Source organism: Prosthecodimorpha hirschii (genome assembly GCF_001305515.1).
GTDB lineage: Bacteria > Pseudomonadota > Alphaproteobacteria > Rhizobiales > Ancalomicrobiaceae > Prosthecodimorpha > Prosthecodimorpha hirschii.
This window is the reverse complement of record NZ_LJYW01000001.1, coordinates 2,586,546-2,602,818: the sequence shown is the minus strand read 5'-3', so window position 1 is coordinate 2,602,818 and position 16,273 is coordinate 2,586,546. Positions and strand designations below refer to the sequence as shown.

General features: G+C 66.5%; 17 protein-coding genes. 10 read left to right on the top strand and 7 right to left on the bottom strand.

What is annotated here, in order from left to right; translation table 11 throughout:
• Positions 1–67 precede the first annotated feature (67 nt).
• From ABB55_RS28890 to ABB55_RS11425, 4 genes are all read left to right on the top strand, one after another.
• Positions 68–220 (top strand): DUF1127 domain-containing protein, encoded by a 153-nt coding sequence (locus tag ABB55_RS28890; RefSeq protein ID WP_390867271.1) that lies wholly within the window; start codon positions 68–70, stop codon positions 218–220.
• A gap of 212 nt (positions 221–432) precedes the next feature.
• Entirely contained in the window at positions 433–1,257 is an 825-nt protein-coding gene (locus tag ABB55_RS11435; protein ID WP_054358913.1) for a glycosyltransferase family 2 protein, read from the top strand.
• Positions 1,258–1,641: 384 nt separating this feature from the next.
• A complete protein-coding gene (locus ABB55_RS11430; protein WP_054358912.1) occupies positions 1,642–2,142 on the top strand; it encodes a hypothetical protein in 501 nt (166 codons plus the stop codon).
• 303 nt (positions 2,143–2,445) lie between these two features.
• A complete protein-coding gene (locus tag ABB55_RS11425) occupies positions 2,446–2,898 on the top strand; it encodes a DUF2852 domain-containing protein (RefSeq protein WP_244472021.1) in 453 nt (150 codons plus the stop codon).
• Between the two features lie 88 nt (positions 2,899–2,986).
• Here ABB55_RS11425 and ABB55_RS29675 read toward each other — a convergent pair whose 3' ends face one another.
• Positions 2,987–3,574: an acyl-CoA synthetase gene (locus tag ABB55_RS29675; protein ID WP_160321215.1), complete on the bottom strand. Its 588-nt coding sequence runs from the start codon at positions 3,572–3,574 to the stop codon at positions 2,987–2,989.
• Positions 3,575–4,274: 700 nt separating this feature from the next.
• On the opposite strand from ABB55_RS29675, the gene ABB55_RS28885 reads away from it, so the two are divergent.
• From ABB55_RS28885 to hisA, 6 genes are all read left to right on the top strand, one after another.
• Positions 4,275–4,886 (top strand): sulfotransferase family 2 domain-containing protein, encoded by a 612-nt coding sequence (locus tag ABB55_RS28885; protein WP_083463549.1) that lies wholly within the window; start codon positions 4,275–4,277, stop codon positions 4,884–4,886.
• An 87-nt stretch (positions 4,887–4,973) separates the two neighbouring features.
• Positions 4,974–5,726, top strand: a complete 753-nt coding sequence (locus ABB55_RS11415) for a M48 family metallopeptidase (protein WP_054358911.1) — start codon at positions 4,974–4,976, stop codon at positions 5,724–5,726.
• Between the two features lie 108 nt (positions 5,727–5,834).
• Positions 5,835–6,428: an imidazoleglycerol-phosphate dehydratase HisB gene (gene hisB, locus ABB55_RS11410; RefSeq protein ID WP_054358910.1), complete on the top strand. Its 594-nt coding sequence runs from the start codon at positions 5,835–5,837 to the stop codon at positions 6,426–6,428.
• Between the two features lies 1 nt (position 6,429).
• A complete protein-coding gene (locus ABB55_RS11405; protein ID WP_054358909.1) occupies positions 6,430–6,966 on the top strand; it encodes a DUF2628 domain-containing protein in 537 nt (178 codons plus the stop codon).
• Positions 6,963–7,613 carry an imidazole glycerol phosphate synthase subunit HisH gene (gene hisH / locus ABB55_RS11400; RefSeq protein ID WP_054358908.1) on the top strand — a complete coding sequence of 217 codons (651 nt, stop codon included), beginning with the start codon at positions 6,963–6,965 and terminating at the stop codon, positions 7,611–7,613. The genes ABB55_RS11405 and hisH overlap by 4 nt, the downstream gene beginning before the upstream one ends.
• A 22-nt stretch (positions 7,614–7,635) precedes the next feature.
• The gene (gene hisA, locus ABB55_RS11395; protein ID WP_054358907.1) at positions 7,636–8,367 is read left to right on the top strand and encodes a 1-(5-phosphoribosyl)-5-[(5-phosphoribosylamino)methylideneamino]imidazole-4-carboxamide isomerase; all 732 of its coding nucleotides are present in this window, start codon (positions 7,636–7,638) and stop codon (positions 8,365–8,367) included.
• Positions 8,368–8,538: 171 nt separating this feature from the next.
• Here the strand turns inward: hisA and ABB55_RS29670 are convergent, their stop codons facing one another.
• From ABB55_RS29670 to ABB55_RS11370, 6 genes are all read right to left on the bottom strand, one after another.
• Positions 8,539–8,934, bottom strand: coding sequence for a hypothetical protein (locus tag ABB55_RS29670; RefSeq protein WP_152982010.1), 396 nt, complete (start codon positions 8,932–8,934; stop codon positions 8,539–8,541).
• Positions 8,935–9,177: 243 nt separating this feature from the next.
• On the bottom strand, positions 9,178–11,946 hold the full coding sequence (locus ABB55_RS11390) for a [protein-PII] uridylyltransferase (RefSeq protein WP_054361998.1): 2,769 nt from the start codon (positions 11,944–11,946) through the stop codon (positions 9,178–9,180).
• Positions 11,947–12,160: 214 nt separating this feature from the next.
• Entirely contained in the window at positions 12,161–12,643 is a 483-nt protein-coding gene (locus ABB55_RS11385) for an NUDIX hydrolase (protein WP_054358906.1), read from the bottom strand.
• Between the two features lie 31 nt (positions 12,644–12,674).
• A complete protein-coding gene (locus tag ABB55_RS11380; RefSeq protein WP_054358905.1) occupies positions 12,675–13,679 on the bottom strand; it encodes an inorganic phosphate transporter in 1,005 nt (334 codons plus the stop codon).
• Positions 13,680–13,689: 10 nt separating this feature from the next.
• Complete coding sequence (locus tag ABB55_RS11375; RefSeq protein ID WP_054358904.1) at positions 13,690–14,334, bottom strand: DUF47 domain-containing protein; 645 nt, start codon at positions 14,332–14,334, stop codon at positions 13,690–13,692.
• Between the two features lie 192 nt (positions 14,335–14,526).
• Positions 14,527–16,008 (bottom strand): sensor domain-containing diguanylate cyclase, encoded by a 1,482-nt coding sequence (locus ABB55_RS11370; RefSeq protein ID WP_054358903.1) that lies wholly within the window; start codon positions 16,006–16,008, stop codon positions 14,527–14,529.
• Positions 16,009–16,273: the final 265 nt, after the last annotated feature.

Here is a 16,273-nt window from a genome sequence, read left to right as displayed (position 1 = left end):
GTTGCACTGCGTTCGTTGCATTGCGGTAGGCGCCTGAACCGCCGCCGGGTGCAGAGGAGAGAACATCATGATGCTGAAGCGTTTTGCCGATTCGTGGTCGCGTTACCGGAAGTACCGGGCGACCGTCTGGGAACTGGGTGGCCTGAACGACCGCGAGCTTGCCGATCTGGGCATTCCGCGTGCCGACATCCCGCGTCTGGCCCGCGAGGCCGTCCGCTGAGACGATCCGGGAATCTTGCATTCCCTGCGCGAGCCGCCCGGTCCTGCCGGGCGGCTCGCGCCGTTTTGGGGCTCCGCTTCGGGCGCGTCGTGGACGATCGCGGCGGCGTCGGATATCTCGACATGCACGAGCGGCCGGGGGCGATTTTCGGGGCGGTGCGATCCCCCGGGTGACGGCCGAGGGGCGAAGCGGCGGACCGGACGACGTCATCCATGACGGTGCACTACTACACGCAATCCTGGAATGATGCCGAAATGCTCGGCTTCATGTTCCGCCACTACGACCCGATCGTCGACCGTTATTTCGTCTATGATGACGGATCGACGGACGGGACGATCGAGATGCTGAAGGCGCATCCGAAGGTCGATCTGCGGTCCGTACCGCCCGGCGATCCGAATTCGCGCACCCTGTCCAGCGTCCGGTTCTTCGACGAAGTCTGGCGCCAAAGCCGCGGCATCGCGGATTGGGTGATCGTCGCCGATATCGACGAGCATCTCTACCATCCCGACCTCGAACGCTATCTGGCGGTCTGCCGGGAGCGCGCGGTCACGCTGATTCCGGCGCTCGGTTACCAGATGCTCTCGGCGCAGTTTCCTCAGCCGCCCGATCTCCTGCTCTGCGCGCATCTGACCCGCGGTGCGCCCTGGCGGCAGATGAGCAAGCTCGGCTTCTTCGCGCCCGACCGCATCGAGGCCGTCAACTACTCGACCGGGCGGCATCGATGCGCGCCGACCGGCGAGGTCCGACTGCCACCGCGCGACGAACTTCTGCTGCTGCACTATAAGTATATGGACTTCGAGCGGACGCAGAGGCGCCACGAGCAGTTCGGACCCCGCTCGCGCGCGCTGGATATCGCCAATGGTTGGGGCAAGAAGTATTTCTGGAGCCGGGAGCAACTGGCCGAAAGCTGGAGTGGCTTCGAGCGCGCCGCCATCGATATCGCCGACCCGGCGATCGATCATCACCGCTTCCACTCGGAACCGCGCTGGTGGCGGGATCTGCCCCGCGTCCCGGGCGACGAGGCCTCGTCGTCATAGCCTGCGTGGTTCGGATCCGCGGGGCGGATGAGGACCATCCGTCTCGATCGAACCACGGGCCGATGCCGGCCCCGGCCGAACGGCCCGGGGACCGATAGCGCGGGCGCGCGCACCTTTGCGGGGCACGGGCCGCGCAAGGCGCGCTTTTCGGCGCAAAATCAAGTATACGTTGTGTTGCGGATGGTGCCGGGTATCGGGCGGCTCGCGGCCGACTGCCGGGTGCATGCGTTTGCCGTGGTTCGATCGCGACGGATGAGGCCGTCGGTCGCGAAGGAGCCATGACCGGCCTGTCGACGGGATCGCATCGGTCCGACGGGCCGGGACACCCTGGCCGGGCTCCGGTCTTGGTCACAGCCGGTGCATCGGCCGTCAGGAGGCCTCGCCATGATTCTCGGTCTGTCGCTCTCGGCATTCACGACCCTTCACGTCGCCCTCAGCCTGGTCGGGATCGCGGCGGGACTGCTCGTCCTGGCCGATCTGGTCGCCGGACGGTTTCGTGCCGGCTGGACGCTGCTGTTTCTGGCCGCCACGGACGCGACCAGCATCACCGGCTTCCTGTTTCCCTTCGACGTCTTCCTGCCCTCCCATTGGGTCGGGGTGCTGTCGCTGCTGGCGCTGACCGCCGCCATCGTGGCGCTCTACGTCAAAGCCCTGTCGGGCCCCTGGCGGGCCGTCTATGTCGTGACGGCGGTGCTGTCGCTCTATCTCAACGTCTTCGTCGGCGTCGTGCAGGCCTTCCAGAAGATCGGGCCGCTGCGGGCGCTCGCCCCGACGCAGTCCGAGCCGCCCTTCGCGATCGCCCAGGGGCTGGTCCTCGTCCTCTTCGTCGCCCTCGGCTTCCTTGCGGTCCGCCGGTTCCGGCCACCGGGCTTCGGGGGTCGATAGGGCTTCGGGGGGCGATAGGGCTTCGGGGTGAGAGGGCTTCGGGCGGCGGCTCGGACGCCGCGTGCGGATCGACGCCGGCGTCCGAATCGGGGCCGGCGCCGGGAGCCCCCTGCCTGATCCGCATGGGGGCAGCCTGCCGGAATTCAAGATCTTGAACCGACCGTCCGCGGGGACCACGTCGATGACGGTGCCGGCACTCCAGCCCTCGAGGATGGCGGGCCGGCGCGACGCCGAGCAGGATTCTGCAAGCCGGACGGGGCGGTCCGGGCCTTGCCGAATCCTGCCGGCCAGCAAGGAGTCGACATGATGCACTGCAATACGACCTATGACGCCGCACAGACGGGCCGCCCCGGCTTCACGCCGTTGACGGTCGGTCTAACGATCCTGGGCTTCCTGATCGCCTGGCCGCTCGGCGTGGCCGCGCTCGCCTATGCGTTCTTCGGCCACCGCATCCGCGGCTTCGCCGAGGGCCTGCGCGCGGGCTTCCGCGACAAGACCGGCTTCGGCGGCTGGCGTGACGCCGCCGAGACCGTCCGCCGCTCGGGCGCCTTCTCGGAGCGCACCGGCAACGCGGCCTTCGACGAATACCGCCGCCGCGAGATGGAACGCCTCGACGCCGAACGCCGCCGCCTCGACCAGGAGCGGCGCGAATTCGAGACCTATGTCCGCGACCTGCAGCGCGCCCGCGACCAGCAGGAGTTCGACCGCTTCATGGAAGAACGCCGCCGCCGCCAGGACGGCCCGACCACGGCCTGACCGCGGCCGCCACACTACCGAGCCGCCGGCGCCTCACGGGGCGCCGGCGGTCCTGCCGCGCACCCGGACCGATCCTCTCATCAGAGAATCAGTCGACCGTCGACAGAGCGAAATCGAACTGCGGTGGCGATTGTTCGGCGGTGACCGTCAGTCTCTTGCCGGCCTTCAATCTTTCAAGCGCTTCCGCGCCAAGCCACCAGCCTTGAATCCGGGAAAAGCCCTCCCGCCTCAGGGCGGATTGGAACCGCTTCATCAACTGCTGGGCGGTTGGATTTGCGTGAAGCGTTGAAATGTTTCCTGGCAGTAAAGTGCCCGTTTTCCAAAGCCCCGCAATTGTCAAGATCACCGTATCTTCGTTGTCGGAATTTTGCAGACTCCAACGCTTCTCACCGTTTCTGTCAATAAACGTATTTATTGAATTCTTTGTATCTCTGAGTGAAACCAAGTAAGCACGCGACATGAATCCGGTTTCATGTGTTGCAATCCCTGGATTGGGAATCTCAGATGAAGTCAGGTAGATCGGTCGATTGGGTGTTGTCGTAACGCCCATTTCCACGAATTTCAGCGGCGCGGCGGCTTCGAACCGCGCCAGCACCGGGACGATGTCGATCGGGGTTGCAAAGAAGAATATCCGCTTCATGGATGAAATGTCCGCATCGAGTGAATTGTTGTTCATGAAAGCGAAGCGCATCGGTCCTATGACGCGGTTTGAATCGCGGTTTCCCCTTTTGAAATGGCACCGGATCGGACTTCTGCGACGACGTGGCGAGGCTGGGTCGGACGTCTCCTGGGAGTGCCGAGATTGCCGGGCGGACGAGCCTTGGGCTGGAAGCATTCCGGCATTGGATCCACGCTGATTTCGGAGATGCAATCGGCGCATGATTTGACCGTCCCATCAATATCGAAGGTCGTTCTCGACCACTATCCGCATTGTGTGCGCCGACACACGAACCGCTATGGCTCTCCCCGCCCTTCCCAGCGCCGTCCCGGTCCCGCATCATGGGACGGGGCATCGCACGACTTGCCGAAACGACGTTCTTGTTCGCCTTCACCCGCTCGCCGCCGGTCGCGCGACATGGGCTGCCGGTGCGGCCGACTTGTGCGGTCACTTGCCGAGGCGTGGGCACGGCGGCGGGCGGTCTGTCCTTTCTTGGGGCGCGGTCATTCTGGCGCGGTGCGGCGTGAGCGGCTATTGGGGGTCCCGCGGCCGCGCCTCGGCGCGAAGGGCGCCTGCCGTCCGCTCCCGGCGCTGCGGTCCGTGGTCCGCGAGGGCTTTGCGGTTGTCGCCGGCCCATCCGGTCCGCCCCACCCGCTCCCGGCGCTTCCGGGATGGCGGCCGTGCCTCGTGGCACCGTATCGGAGGGACAAGGCAAGCGATGATCGACCATGCCGCGCGCGCCATCTATGTTCACATCCAGAAGACGGGTGGCACTTCAACGCGGGCTGCCTTCAATTGGGGGGTGTCTGACCCCCACAAGCATTTCCGCGCGGACCAGCTCAAACCGATCTATGGCGATCAGTGCTGGAACGAATATTTCAAATTTGCCTTCGTCAGGAACCCGTGGGACCGTCTGGTGTCATGGTGGTCGCAGTTCGAATTTCTGCGGTCGCGCCTCCAATCCGGCGCGCCCGTCAGCCAGTTCGCCGTCTATGTTCTGCAGCGCGCCACGACGTTCGATGAATTCCTGCGCAACGCGACCGATGAGATCGCCGACATCGACGGCGAGAAGTGGATATTCCGCAATCAGATCGACTACCTGAGCGACCGGAATGGCAATGTCATGGTCGATTTCATCGGCCGCTTCGAGAGCCTTTCGGAGGATATTTCCAAGGTATCGCAGAGAGTGTTGGGGAGATCGGTGGAGTTTCCGCACCTGAATGCATCGGGTCGATCCGATTATCGTTCCTATTACACGGATGAGCTCGCCGACCTCGTCGCGCGCCGCTATGCAAGAGATATCCAGACCTTCGGCTACAGCTTCGATTGAACGGCTGTTCGATGGCGCCTCCCGCCCTTCCCCGCGCCGTTCCGGTCCCGCATCATGGGGCGGGGCTCTGCACGATTCGCCGAAACGATGTCCTTGTTCGCCTTCACCCGTTCGCCGCCGGCGCCGCGCGCCGTGCCGAGCCATGTCGATCTCGACCTGCCCGACGGGCCGGTCCGGGTCGCCGTGAAGGTGGAGCCGCGCGCGCGGCGCTATTCGCTGCGGCTGCCGACCGGGTCGGACGAGCCGGTGCTGACCCTGCCGAAATCCGGGCGGATCGGCGAAGCGGTCGCGTTCCTGGAGCGGCATCGCGGCTGGCTGGCCGAGCGGCTGGCGCGGCGGCCCGGCAAGGTCGCCTTCGCGCATGGCGCCGTCGTGCCGCTGCGCGGGCTCGATCATCGCATCTTCCACCGGCCCGACCGGCGCGGCACCGTCTGGATCGACGAGATCGGCGGCAGCCCGCATCTCTGCGTCGCCGGCGCGGAGGAGCATCTCGCCCGCCGGCTGACGGATTTCCTCCGGCGCGAGGCGCGGCGCGACATCGAGCCGGCGGTGGCGCTGCATGCCGGCCGCCTCGGCGTGCGCGCCAGCGCGGTCAGGCTGAAGGATACGGTCAGCCGCTGGGGTTCGTGCACGGCGGCGGGCGAACTGTCCTTCTCCTGGCGGGTGATCCTGGCACCGCCCTTCGTGCTCGACTATCTGGTCGCCCACGAGGTCGCACATCTGCGCGAGATGAACCATTCCGCCCGCTTCTGGCGCTGCGTCGCGGAGACCTGCCCGGACATGGAGCGCGGCCGCCTCTGGCTGAAGCGCCACGGCGCCGGCCTGCACGCCTACGGCTGATCGCCCGGCGGCCCGACCGTCCGACCCGGCCGCTTCTTTTCGACGAGACGATTTCGCCGGGGCGGAACATGCGGTAGAACCGCCTCGCATTCGAAGCCTGAGGACCCCATGCGCAAGGCGACCGTCGCGCGGAAAACCCGCGAGACCGACATCACCGTTTCGGTCGATCTGGACGGCTCCGGCCGGTCCGACATCCGGACCGGCGTCGGCTTCTTCGACCACATGCTGGATCAGGTCGCCCGCCACGGGCTGATCGATCTCGACATCCGCGCCGAGGGCGACCTGCATATCGACTTCCACCATACCGTCGAGGATGTCGGCATCGCGCTCGGCCAGGCGATCCGGCAGGCGCTCGGCGACATGCGCGGCATCACCCGCTATGCCGACGTGCATCTGCCGATGGACGAGGCGCTGACGCGCTGCGCGATCGACATTTCCGGCCGGCCCTTCCTGGTCTTCCAGGCGGAGTTCCCGCGCCCGAAGATCGGCGAGTTCGACACCGAGCTGGTCGAGGAATGGTTCCGCGCCTTCGCGATGAATGCCGGCATCACGCTTCATGTCGCCAATCTCTACGGGTCGAACAGCCACCATATCGCGGAGAGCTGTTTCAAGGCTCTGGCGCGCGCCTTGAGAACCGCCGTCGCGATCGATCCGCGCCGCGCGGACGCGATCCCCTCCACCAAGGGAAGCCTCGGGGGCTGACATGGCAATCTGGACGGTGCATGCCCCCCCCGACGGCGACAGCCGGCTCGACGATGCCGAGCGCGCGGTGTTCATTCGCGAGCGCATCAGCTGGATGGCGCTCCTGTTCGGCCCGCTCTGGATCCTGCGCCATCGGCTGTGGCGCGTGCTCATCGGCTGGTTGCTGGCGGTCGCCGCGATCGTGACGCTCGGCGTGCAGGTCAACGCCATCGCCGGGTCGGTGCTGTTCTGGCTGTTCTGGCTGTGGTTCGCGATCGTCGCCAACGATGCCCGCCGGCGCACGCTGGAGCGGCGCGGCTGGGACCTAGTCGGGCTGATCCATGCCGGCGGCCATGACGAGGCCGAGCGGCTCTATTTCAACAAGGTGCACGAGAAGGCCGCGCCGGCCTGGGCGCGCGTGCCGGAAGCCCGCGCCGCCGGAAACGTGCCGGCCGGCCCCGCACCCGCTGGAGCGGCCGATCCGGCCGCGGCGCGGCCGGTCGTGCCCGGCGGCGGCGCGCTGCCGCCGATCGTCGGCTTCACGGAGACGCGGCCGTGACGGTGGCGCTGATCGACTACGGCGCCGGCAACCTGCGCTCGGCCGAGAAGGGCCTGGAGCGGGTCGCGCGCGAGATCGGCTATGGCCACGACATCGTGCTGACACGCGACGCCGAAGTGGTGCGCAAGGCCGAGCGGGTCGTGCTGCCCGGCGACGGCGCCTTCCCGTTCTGCCGGCGCGGCCTCGCCGCATTGCCCGGCATGGACGAGGCGCTGCGCGAATTCGTCGAGCATCGCGGCCGCCCGTTCCTCGGCATCTGCGTCGGCATGCAGCTGCTCGCGACGCGCGGCGTGGAGCACGAGGAGATCGACGGTTTCGGCTGGATCGAGGGCGTCGTCGAGCCGATCGAGCCGTCGGATGCGTCCTTCAAGGTGCCGCATATGGGCTGGAACACCATGGACGCGGTCAATCCGCACCCGGTCATGGACGGCATCCGGCTCGGCCCCGACGGGCTGCATGCCTATTTCCTGCATTCCTACGCCTTCTCGACGAAGCACCACCGCGACCTGGTCGCGACCGCCGACTATGACGGCCCGCGCACCGCGATCGTGGCGCGCGACAACATCTTCGGCACCCAGTTCCACCCCGAGAAGAGCCAGACCCTCGGCCTGCGCCTGCTCGCCAACTTCCTGAAATGGTCGCCCTGACGGGCGGCCCGGATCCCGCGCGATGATTCTCTTTCCCGCCATCGACCTGAAGGACGGCGTCTGCGTCCGCCTGAAGCTCGGCGACATGGATGCAGCCACCGTCTACAACGACGATCCGGCCGCCCAGGCGCGCGCCTTCGCGGCGATGGGCTTCCCCTGGCTGCATGTGGTCGACCTCAACGGCGCCTTCGCGGGCCGCGCGGTCAACCGCGCCGCCGTCGAGGCGATCCGCGCCGCCGTCTCGATGCGGATGCAGCTCGGCGGCGGCATCCGCGACATGGCCGGCATCGAGACCTGGCTGGAGGCCGGCATCGACCGCGTCATCCTCGGCACCGTGGCGGTGCGCGACCCGGCGCTGGTCAAGGCCGCCTCGGCGCGCTTCCCGGGCCGGATCGTGGTCGGCATCGACGCGCGCGGCGGCCGGGTCGCGGTCGAGGGCTGGGCCGAGGCGTCCGAACTGGAGGCCGTCGATCTCGCCCGCCGCTTCGAGGATGCCGGCGTGGCGGCGATCGTCTATACCGACATCGACCGCGACGGCGTGCTCAAGGGCATCAATTTCGAGGCCACGCTGGCGCTGGCCGCCGCCGTCTCGATCCCGGTGATCGCCTCCGGCGGCCTCGCCTCGATGGCCGATATCGAACGGCTCTGCGCCCCCGATTGCCGCCTCCTCGAAGGTGCCATCTCCGGCCGCGCCCTCTATGACGGCCGCATCGACCCGGTCGCCGCCCTGGCCCGGCTCGCCGCGGCGGCGTGACGGTGGCCGGGCGGGCCTATCGCCTCTCGGCCTTCGCGGACGAAATCGTGGCCGTCCGACCGGTCCGTGGTGTTCTTGCTGTTCGCCCGCTGAAGGCTGCGAGCCATCCGGCAATCGGACCATCGGAGAACCGTCCCTGGAGACGGGATGTGCAATTGTGCGGCAAGACGACTATTCGAATTGAAATAAAATCCGAGAATTGGCTTCGTAATCCTCTCCGGAATCTCTGAAGGGACTAAAATAATTGTGTCCGTGATATTCCCTTAACTGAAGAAACGTTGCGGCGATCAGAAATCGAATCCCGCTGCTTTCAATCGTCCAGACTTTACAGGTTTCGTGCAGAGTTCTGTCGATCAGCTTCGCGACAGTCTCGACTTCGGATTGTGAAGCTCGTGCAATGGAAATGTCCCCGAAATGGCGGGGAATTGACACGTACTCAACCGCATAGGCAACAATGTCGAGCGTATTGTTCGTCTCTGCCGTCGCGGGGCTTCGGATCAGGAGGGACCCGTGACTGACGGTGTACTCCCAGAACTGGAACATGCGGCCGCGAAATATATCGTGCATATCAAGTTCTCCCACAAAACTGGGGCGTGACGGCAGAGCAACGGCCGCCGGAAACATAGTCTCAAATGCAGCCTGCGCCTAATGTCTCCCCGGTCCTCAAGCCCATGACGAGACTTGAGTGGTGGCTCAGATAGCGTCGTCGAATGACCGGGCCTGTCGTCCAAAGGCCAAATATTGAAATCCAGTCTGTGAGGTCAAATCGATCAGACATCCGCCGGGCGCCGATGCCTGATTGTTTCGCCCCTACGAAGCCGCCTTGACGTCGCGCTTGCCGTCGAAGGAGCGCATCAGGCGTTCGCGGATGGCCTTCTCCCGCACCCGGGTCTCGACCTTCTGGCCGAACAGGTCGGTGACGTAGAACACGTCGACCGCCCGCTCGCCGAAGGTGGCGATATGGGCCGAGGCGATGTTGAGGCTGAGGTCCGAGATGGCGCGGGTCAGGTCGTAGAGCAGGCCCGGCCGGTCGAGGCCGGAGACCTCGATCACGGTGAAGCGGTCCGACCAGGAATTGTTGACGATCACGTCGGTCGGCAGCTGGAAGGCCTTCACGCGCGGCTTGGCCAGCGCCTTGCGCTCGATCTGTTCGGGCAGGCGCTCGCCGCCGGCCAGCGCCTTTTCGATCAGGCCGGAGACGCGCGAGCCGCGCCGCTGCTCGTCGCCGTCGTCGGCGAATTCGCGGCTGACGAAGATGGTGTCGAGGGCGAGACCGTCGGTGGTCGTGTAGATCTGCGCGTCGACGATGTTGGCGCCGGCCACCGCGCAGGCCCCGGCGATGGTCGAGAGCAGGCGCGGATGGTCGCTGGCCAGCACGGTGATCTCGGTGACGCCCTCGAAGGCGCGCGGGGTCACGTTGGTGGCGAGCTTGCGCCCGCTGCGCACGGCGGCGCGGATGAACTGGGCATGCTCGATCTTGCGCGGCAGGTCGACGCGCAGCCAGTAGGGCGCATAGTGGCGCTCGACATAGTCCTCGCGCTCTTCGGGATCCCAGCCGTCCAGCTTCTCGACCAGTTCGCGCTTGGCCGCCGCGACGCGCTGGTCGCGGGTGATCTGGCTGTGGCCGCCGGCCAGATAGGGTTCGGTCTCGTAGTAGAGCGTGCGCAAGAGCTGGCCCTTCCAGCCGTTGAACACGCCCGGACCGACCGCGCGGATGTCGGCGACGGTCAGGATCAGGAGCAGCTTCAGCCGCTCCGGGCTCTGCGCCACGGCGGCGAAATCGCGGATCGTCTTGCGGTCGTTGAGATCGCGGCTGGTCGCCACCATGCTCATGACCAGGTGCTTCTCGATCAGCCAGACCAGCGTGTCGGTCTCCGCCGGCGTCAGCCCGAAGCGCGGCCCGAGCTTGGCGGCGATGCGCGCGCCGACGACGGAATGGTCCTCCGGCCGGCCCTTGCCGATATCGTGCAGGAACAGCGCGACATAGAGCAGGCGCCGGTTCTGCACGCCCGGCAGGATCGCCGAGGCGAGCGGCAGTTCGGTCTTGCGCGTGCCCTTCTCGATCTCCGACAGCTCGCCGATCGAGCGCAGCAGATGCTCGTCGACCGTGTAGTGGTGATACATGTTGAACTGCATCATCGCGACCACGCGGCCGAATTCCGGAACGAAACGGCCGAGGACGCCGGTCTCGTTCATCCGGCGCAGCACCGTCTCCGGATCGTTCTTCGACGTCAGGACATCGAGGAAGAGGGAATTGGCCTCCGGATTGTTCCTGAGATCGTCGTCGATCAAGCTGAGCGAGCGCGTGATCAGCTTCATGGCATCCGGATGGAACGCCAGGTTTTCCTTGTCGGCGAGCTGGAAGATGCGGATCAGGCGGATCGGGTCCTGCTTGAACACGTCCGGGCCGGTGACGTTGATCCGGTCGTTCTCGACCATGAAGGCGCCGCTGCCGAGCGTCTTGGGATGGCGCTTGGTCAGCCGCTTGATGAAGCGGTTGAGCACCGGCGCGATCTTGACGTGCTGCTCCTCGAGCGCGGCGCAGAAGATCAGGGTCAGGTCGCCGACATCCTTGGCGACCAGGAAATAGTGCTTCATGAAGCGCTCGACGGCACGCATGCCGGCGCGCTCGACATAGCCGAGCCGCTGGGCGATCTCGCGCTGCAGGTCGAAGGACAGGCGCTCCTCCGACCGGTTGGTCGCGAAATGCATGTTGCAGCGCACCGCCCAGAGAAAATCCTCGCAGCGCTTGAAGCGGACATACTCGGCCCGCGACAGCACGCCGGCCGCAATCAGCTCCTCCGGCCTGCGGACGCGATAGAAGTATTTGGCGATCCAAAACAGGGTCTGCAGGTCGCGCAGGCCGCCCTTGCCTTCCTTGATGTTCGGCTCGACCAGGTAGCGCGACGTGCCCTGGCGCTTCAGCCGGTCGTCGCGCTCGGCGAGCTTGGCGGCGATATATTCCGGGCCGGTATTGCGGACGACCTCCTCGTCGAAACGGCGCGCCAGATCGCGGAACAGCGGCTCGTCGCCCCACAGGAAGCGGGCTTCGAGCAGCGCCGTCCGGATGGTCATGTCGGACCGGGACAGCCGCAGGCATTCGTCGACATTGCGCGTGGCGTGGCCGACCTTCAGCCCCAGGTCCCACAGCATGTAGAGGATATATTCGATGACGCTCTCGCCCCAGGGCGTCTGCTTGTAGGGCAGCAGGAACAGGAGATCGATGTCGGATCCCGGCGCCAGCGTCGAACGCCCGTAGCCGCCGACCGCCGTGACGGCGATGCGCTCGGCCGCGGACGGGTTCTTGACGCGATAGACGTGGTGGATCGCGAAATCGTAGATGACGCGGATGATCTCGTCCTGGACGTGGCTCAGGCGTTCGGCGCAGAGCGAGCCGCGCCGGTCCTTGAGCATCATGGCCTCGATCTCGGCCCGGGTCTGCGACCGGATCTCCTTGAGGATCGCCAGGACCTGGGCGCGGATCGCCGGATTGCCACCATCCGCCCCACCGTCGACCAGAGCGGTCAGCCGCCGCCGCAGGGCTGCGGCGTCGATCAGGGTTTCGAACCCTTTCTTCATCGGCATGTCGTGCGAAATCCTTGTCCCGCCCCGGCACCTGTCCCGCCGGGACGCCATTGTCCCGGCGATGCGAACCTTGTGCTGATCTCGTCGGGCCGGATCCCGTGTGAACCATCCATCGGGAACGCACCGGACACCGAACCTGAAGTCCGACGTTAAAGCGGGCGCGATCCGATTTCCATCATCGCGCGGCCGGCGACCGAAAAAGTCACGCTCAGGCCGGCGGGTCCTCCGGCGCCAGTGCCGGCGCCGGTTTCGGACTGAAGGACCGGATCAGGGCGGCGAGATCGGGTTCGTCGACCAGCATCGCGGCGGCATTCGGGGCCAGCCAGTTCATGCTGCGTTGCCCCTGTTCGGGGAACTCGGTGCGCATCTCCCGGGCTTCGAGCGCGAAGACGTCGACGGTCAGGAAGATGAACCGCGTGTCGAGCCGCTTCCAATAGCGGTACTGCCCGATCGGCTTCTTCGCCACCTTGCCGAGAATGCCGGCCTCCTCATAGGCCTCGATGGCGGCCGACTTGTGGTCGGCATGCTCGCGCATCGGCCAGCCCTTCGGGATCACGGCGCGGCCGGTCTCGCGGGAGGTCATCAGAAGGATGCTGATCGAGCCGTCGAGCTCGCGGCGCCAGACGAGGGCGGCGACCTGCCGGCGGCCGTCCTTGCCCTTGTCCTTCGCGCCTGCCTGCTTGCCCACCATGAGGTCTCCCGCCTCCCGCCGTCTCGTCGGTTCAGGCCGCGAGCCTGGTCAGCCAGTAGGTTCCGGCCGCGATCGCGGCCGCGGCCGGCAGGGTCAACACCCAGGCGATGACGATGTCGCCCGCGATGCTCCAGCGGACAGCGGAAACGCGCCGCGCCGCGCCGACGCCGATGATCGCGCCCGTGATGGTATGGGTGGTCGAGACCGGAATGCCCAGATAGGTCGCCATGAACAGCGTGATCGCGCCGCCGGTCTCCGCGCAGAAGCCCTGCATCGGGTTGAGCCTCGTGATCTTGCTGCCCATCGTGCGCACGATGCGCCAGCCGCCGAACAGCGTGCCCAGCCCCATCGCCGCCTGACAGGAGATGACCACCCAGAAGGGCACATGGAACTGGCCGCCCAGATGGCCTTGCGAATAAAGCAGCACGGCGATGATGCCCATGGTCTTCTGCGCATCGTTGCCGCCATGGCCGAGGGAATAGAGCGAGGCGGAGACGAATTGCAGGCTGCGGAAGACGCGATCGACCGCGAAGGGCGTCTGGCGGACGAAAAGCCAGGTGACCAGAAGCACCAGCACGAGCGCCAGGAGGAAGCCGACCATCGGCGACAGCACGATCGCGGCGGCCGTCTTGCCGAGGCCGGTCCAGACGATCGCCCCCGTGCCGACCTTGGCGAGGCCGGCGCCGACCATGCCGCCGACCAGCGCATGCGAGCTGCTCGACGGAATGCCGAGGATCCAGGTCACCACGTTCCACACGATGGCGCCGGATAGCGCCGCAAAGATGACCGCGGGATCGACGATCGCCGGATCGATGATGCCCTTGCCGAGCGTCTCGGCGACATGCAGCCCGAAGAACAGAAAGGCGATGAAATTGAAGAAGGCGGCCCAGGCGACCGCATAGTGCGGGCGGAGGACCCGGGTCGACACGATGGTGGCGATCGAGTTCGCGGCATCGTGGAGCCCGTTCAGGAAATCGAACAGCAGCGCGATGGCGATCAGGGCGGCCAAGAGCGGGAAGGCGAGACTGGCATCCATCCCGGTCGACCTAGACGTTCTCGATCAGAATGCCGCTGATCTCGTTGGCGACATCCTCGAAGCTGTCGACCACGCGCTCGAGCTCGCCGTAGATCTCGCTGCCGATGACGAAGGCCATGGCGTTGCCGTCGCGATGGCGCCGGTAGAGCTCGCGCAGGCCCTGGTCGTGCATCTCGTCGGACCGGCCCTCCACCCGCAGCACCTCCTCGATGATCTCCGACAGACGCGCGGCATTGGGGCCAGGACGCTCCAGCAGGCGCACCGCCTCGGCGACCAGGCCGGCCGCCTCGACGATGGCGCCGCCCATCTGGCGCATCAGCGGGTCGAACTCGCGCTGCTCGAACAGGGTGACGGTCTTGACCGTCTTGTGCATGCGGTCGATGGCATCGTCCAGGGACTGGATCAGATCCTTGATGTCGCCGCGGTCGAAGGGGGTGACGAAGCTCTTGCGGACGGCCTGCATGACCTCGGCCGTAATGGCGTCGGCCTCGGTCTCGAGCCGCACGATCTCACGGCAATGCTGCTCGACCTCGCTGCCGCCGGCGAGCATGCGGTCCAGTGCCGCCGCGCCGGCCACGACCGTCGCCGCATGGCGCGAGAACAGGTCGAAGAAGCGATCCTCGCGCGGCAGCAGTTTCCGGAACCAACCGAGCATCGCGTCACCTGTCTCCCATCCGAGGCGCCAGGGGCCCCGGCGGGGCACACCGGTATGCCGATTTCCCCGCCGGACGCAAGGATTTCCGCATCATCCATAAGCCGGCTATTGGTCTCGTGTGCCGCGCCCTGGGACATTGCGCCGGCGTCGCATCGCATCGCCCGGCCGTTCGGACCGAAGCGGCGCGGCGGATCAGTCGACAAAGGCGGTTTCGGTCGCGTCGCCCGGGCGTCCGTACCAGGCGATGTCGCGCAGGGGGTCGAGATCGACCCCATAGGCGCGCACGCAGTTGCGCCCCGCCTCCTTGGCCGCATAGAGCGCCCGGTCGGCCTCCAGGCGCGCCTTCTCCAGGCTCCCGGCGAGCGCGATCTCCTGCACGCCGAAGCTGGCGGTGACGACGATCGTGACGCTCTCGTACTGGATCGGCGTGGTGGCGACGATCATGCGCAGGCGTTCCGCCGTCTCCCAGGCGCGTTCGAGCGGGGTGCCGCGCAGCAGGATCATGAACTCCTCGCCGCCCATGCGGCCGAGCACGTCGCCCGCGCGGATGTTCTGCGCCAGCACGCCGCCGATGGTGCGCAACACCACGTCGCCGCCGGCATGGCCGAACTGGTCGTTGACATATTTGAACCGGTCGATGTCGACCACCACCACCGTGGCGGCCTCCCGCCGCTCCAGGATCTCCTTGACCTTCAGCCCGACCACCTCGTCGAAGCCGCGCCGGTTGAGGACGCCGGTCAGTTCGTCCGTCGACGAGATTCGGCGGAGATTGGATTCGAGCAGTTCCCGCTGCGCGATCTCGTTCTTCAGCTCGGACAGCAGACGCTGGGCGTTCAGCTTTTCCCGTTCGACCTCGATCAGCGCATTCTGCAATGTCGACACGTCGGTCAGCACCATGATGAAGCCGTCGCCGAGCGGTGCGATCTTGACGTTGAGCCAGCGGCCGGCCGGCGTGGCATAGTAGGAGAAGTCGTCGGAGACCCGTTCGATCATCGTCTTCCGGTACCGCTCCCAGGCGCCGGATTGGATGATGCCGGGAAACAGGACGAGCAGCCGCTTGTTGACCATGTCCTGCGCGTCGCGGCCGAGGAAGCTCTCGCAGGCCCGATTGACCGTGGTGATGGTGGCGTCGACGATCTCGCCGTCGTCGGCGTGGATCGCCTGGAAGGCGGCGATGCCGACCGGACTTGCGTCCATCACGGCATTGAGCAGGTCGCGCACCATGGCCCGCGGGCGGGCGACGACCAGCAGGCGCAGGCCGCCGTCCGCGCTCAGCACGGGCAGGACCAGCCGTTCCCAGAGATGGACCTCGAGCGCATAGCTGGCGCGATGGATGGCGAGCGCCGGCTGCCGGGAGCGGACGACCGAGGCATAGAGGCTGTTCAACACGCCGCGGACATCGGGTTCCAGGTCGCGCGTGGTCTTGCCGAGCATGTCGACCTTGAAGGCGTCGGCGACGCCGTGGCCGAAGAATTCGTAGGCGAACTCTTCCTCGCCCACGGGCCGCAGCAGGATCCAGTAGGCCGCCTGATCTTCGGTCACCGACGCCCAGACGTCGGACGCCTTCGGCAACTGGTCGCCGACCTTCCATTCAGCCCAGCGGCTGAAGGCCGTGCGTGCATCGCCACTCATATCCTTGGCGAGGAGGTCGCTTGTGAAGGTCTCGCAATACATGGTGCGCAACTGCCTGGAACTGAGGCATGATCGGCGAAGAAGCTTAAATCCCGGTAAGCGGGCGGCCGATTGCCGGCACAATTGTAAAGCCGTTCCGGGACGTTCGCCGGGGCCTGCATTGGAAATGCGTTCGAACCCGGATGCGGTGCCGCGAATTCTGCGACTTGCGGCCCATTTGCCGGCCACCTATATACCCGTCGAACGGCACGGATCGGGTCTGATCCGGTCGCCGCACCGCATCAAATCCGATCGTCAAAGGTCTGTC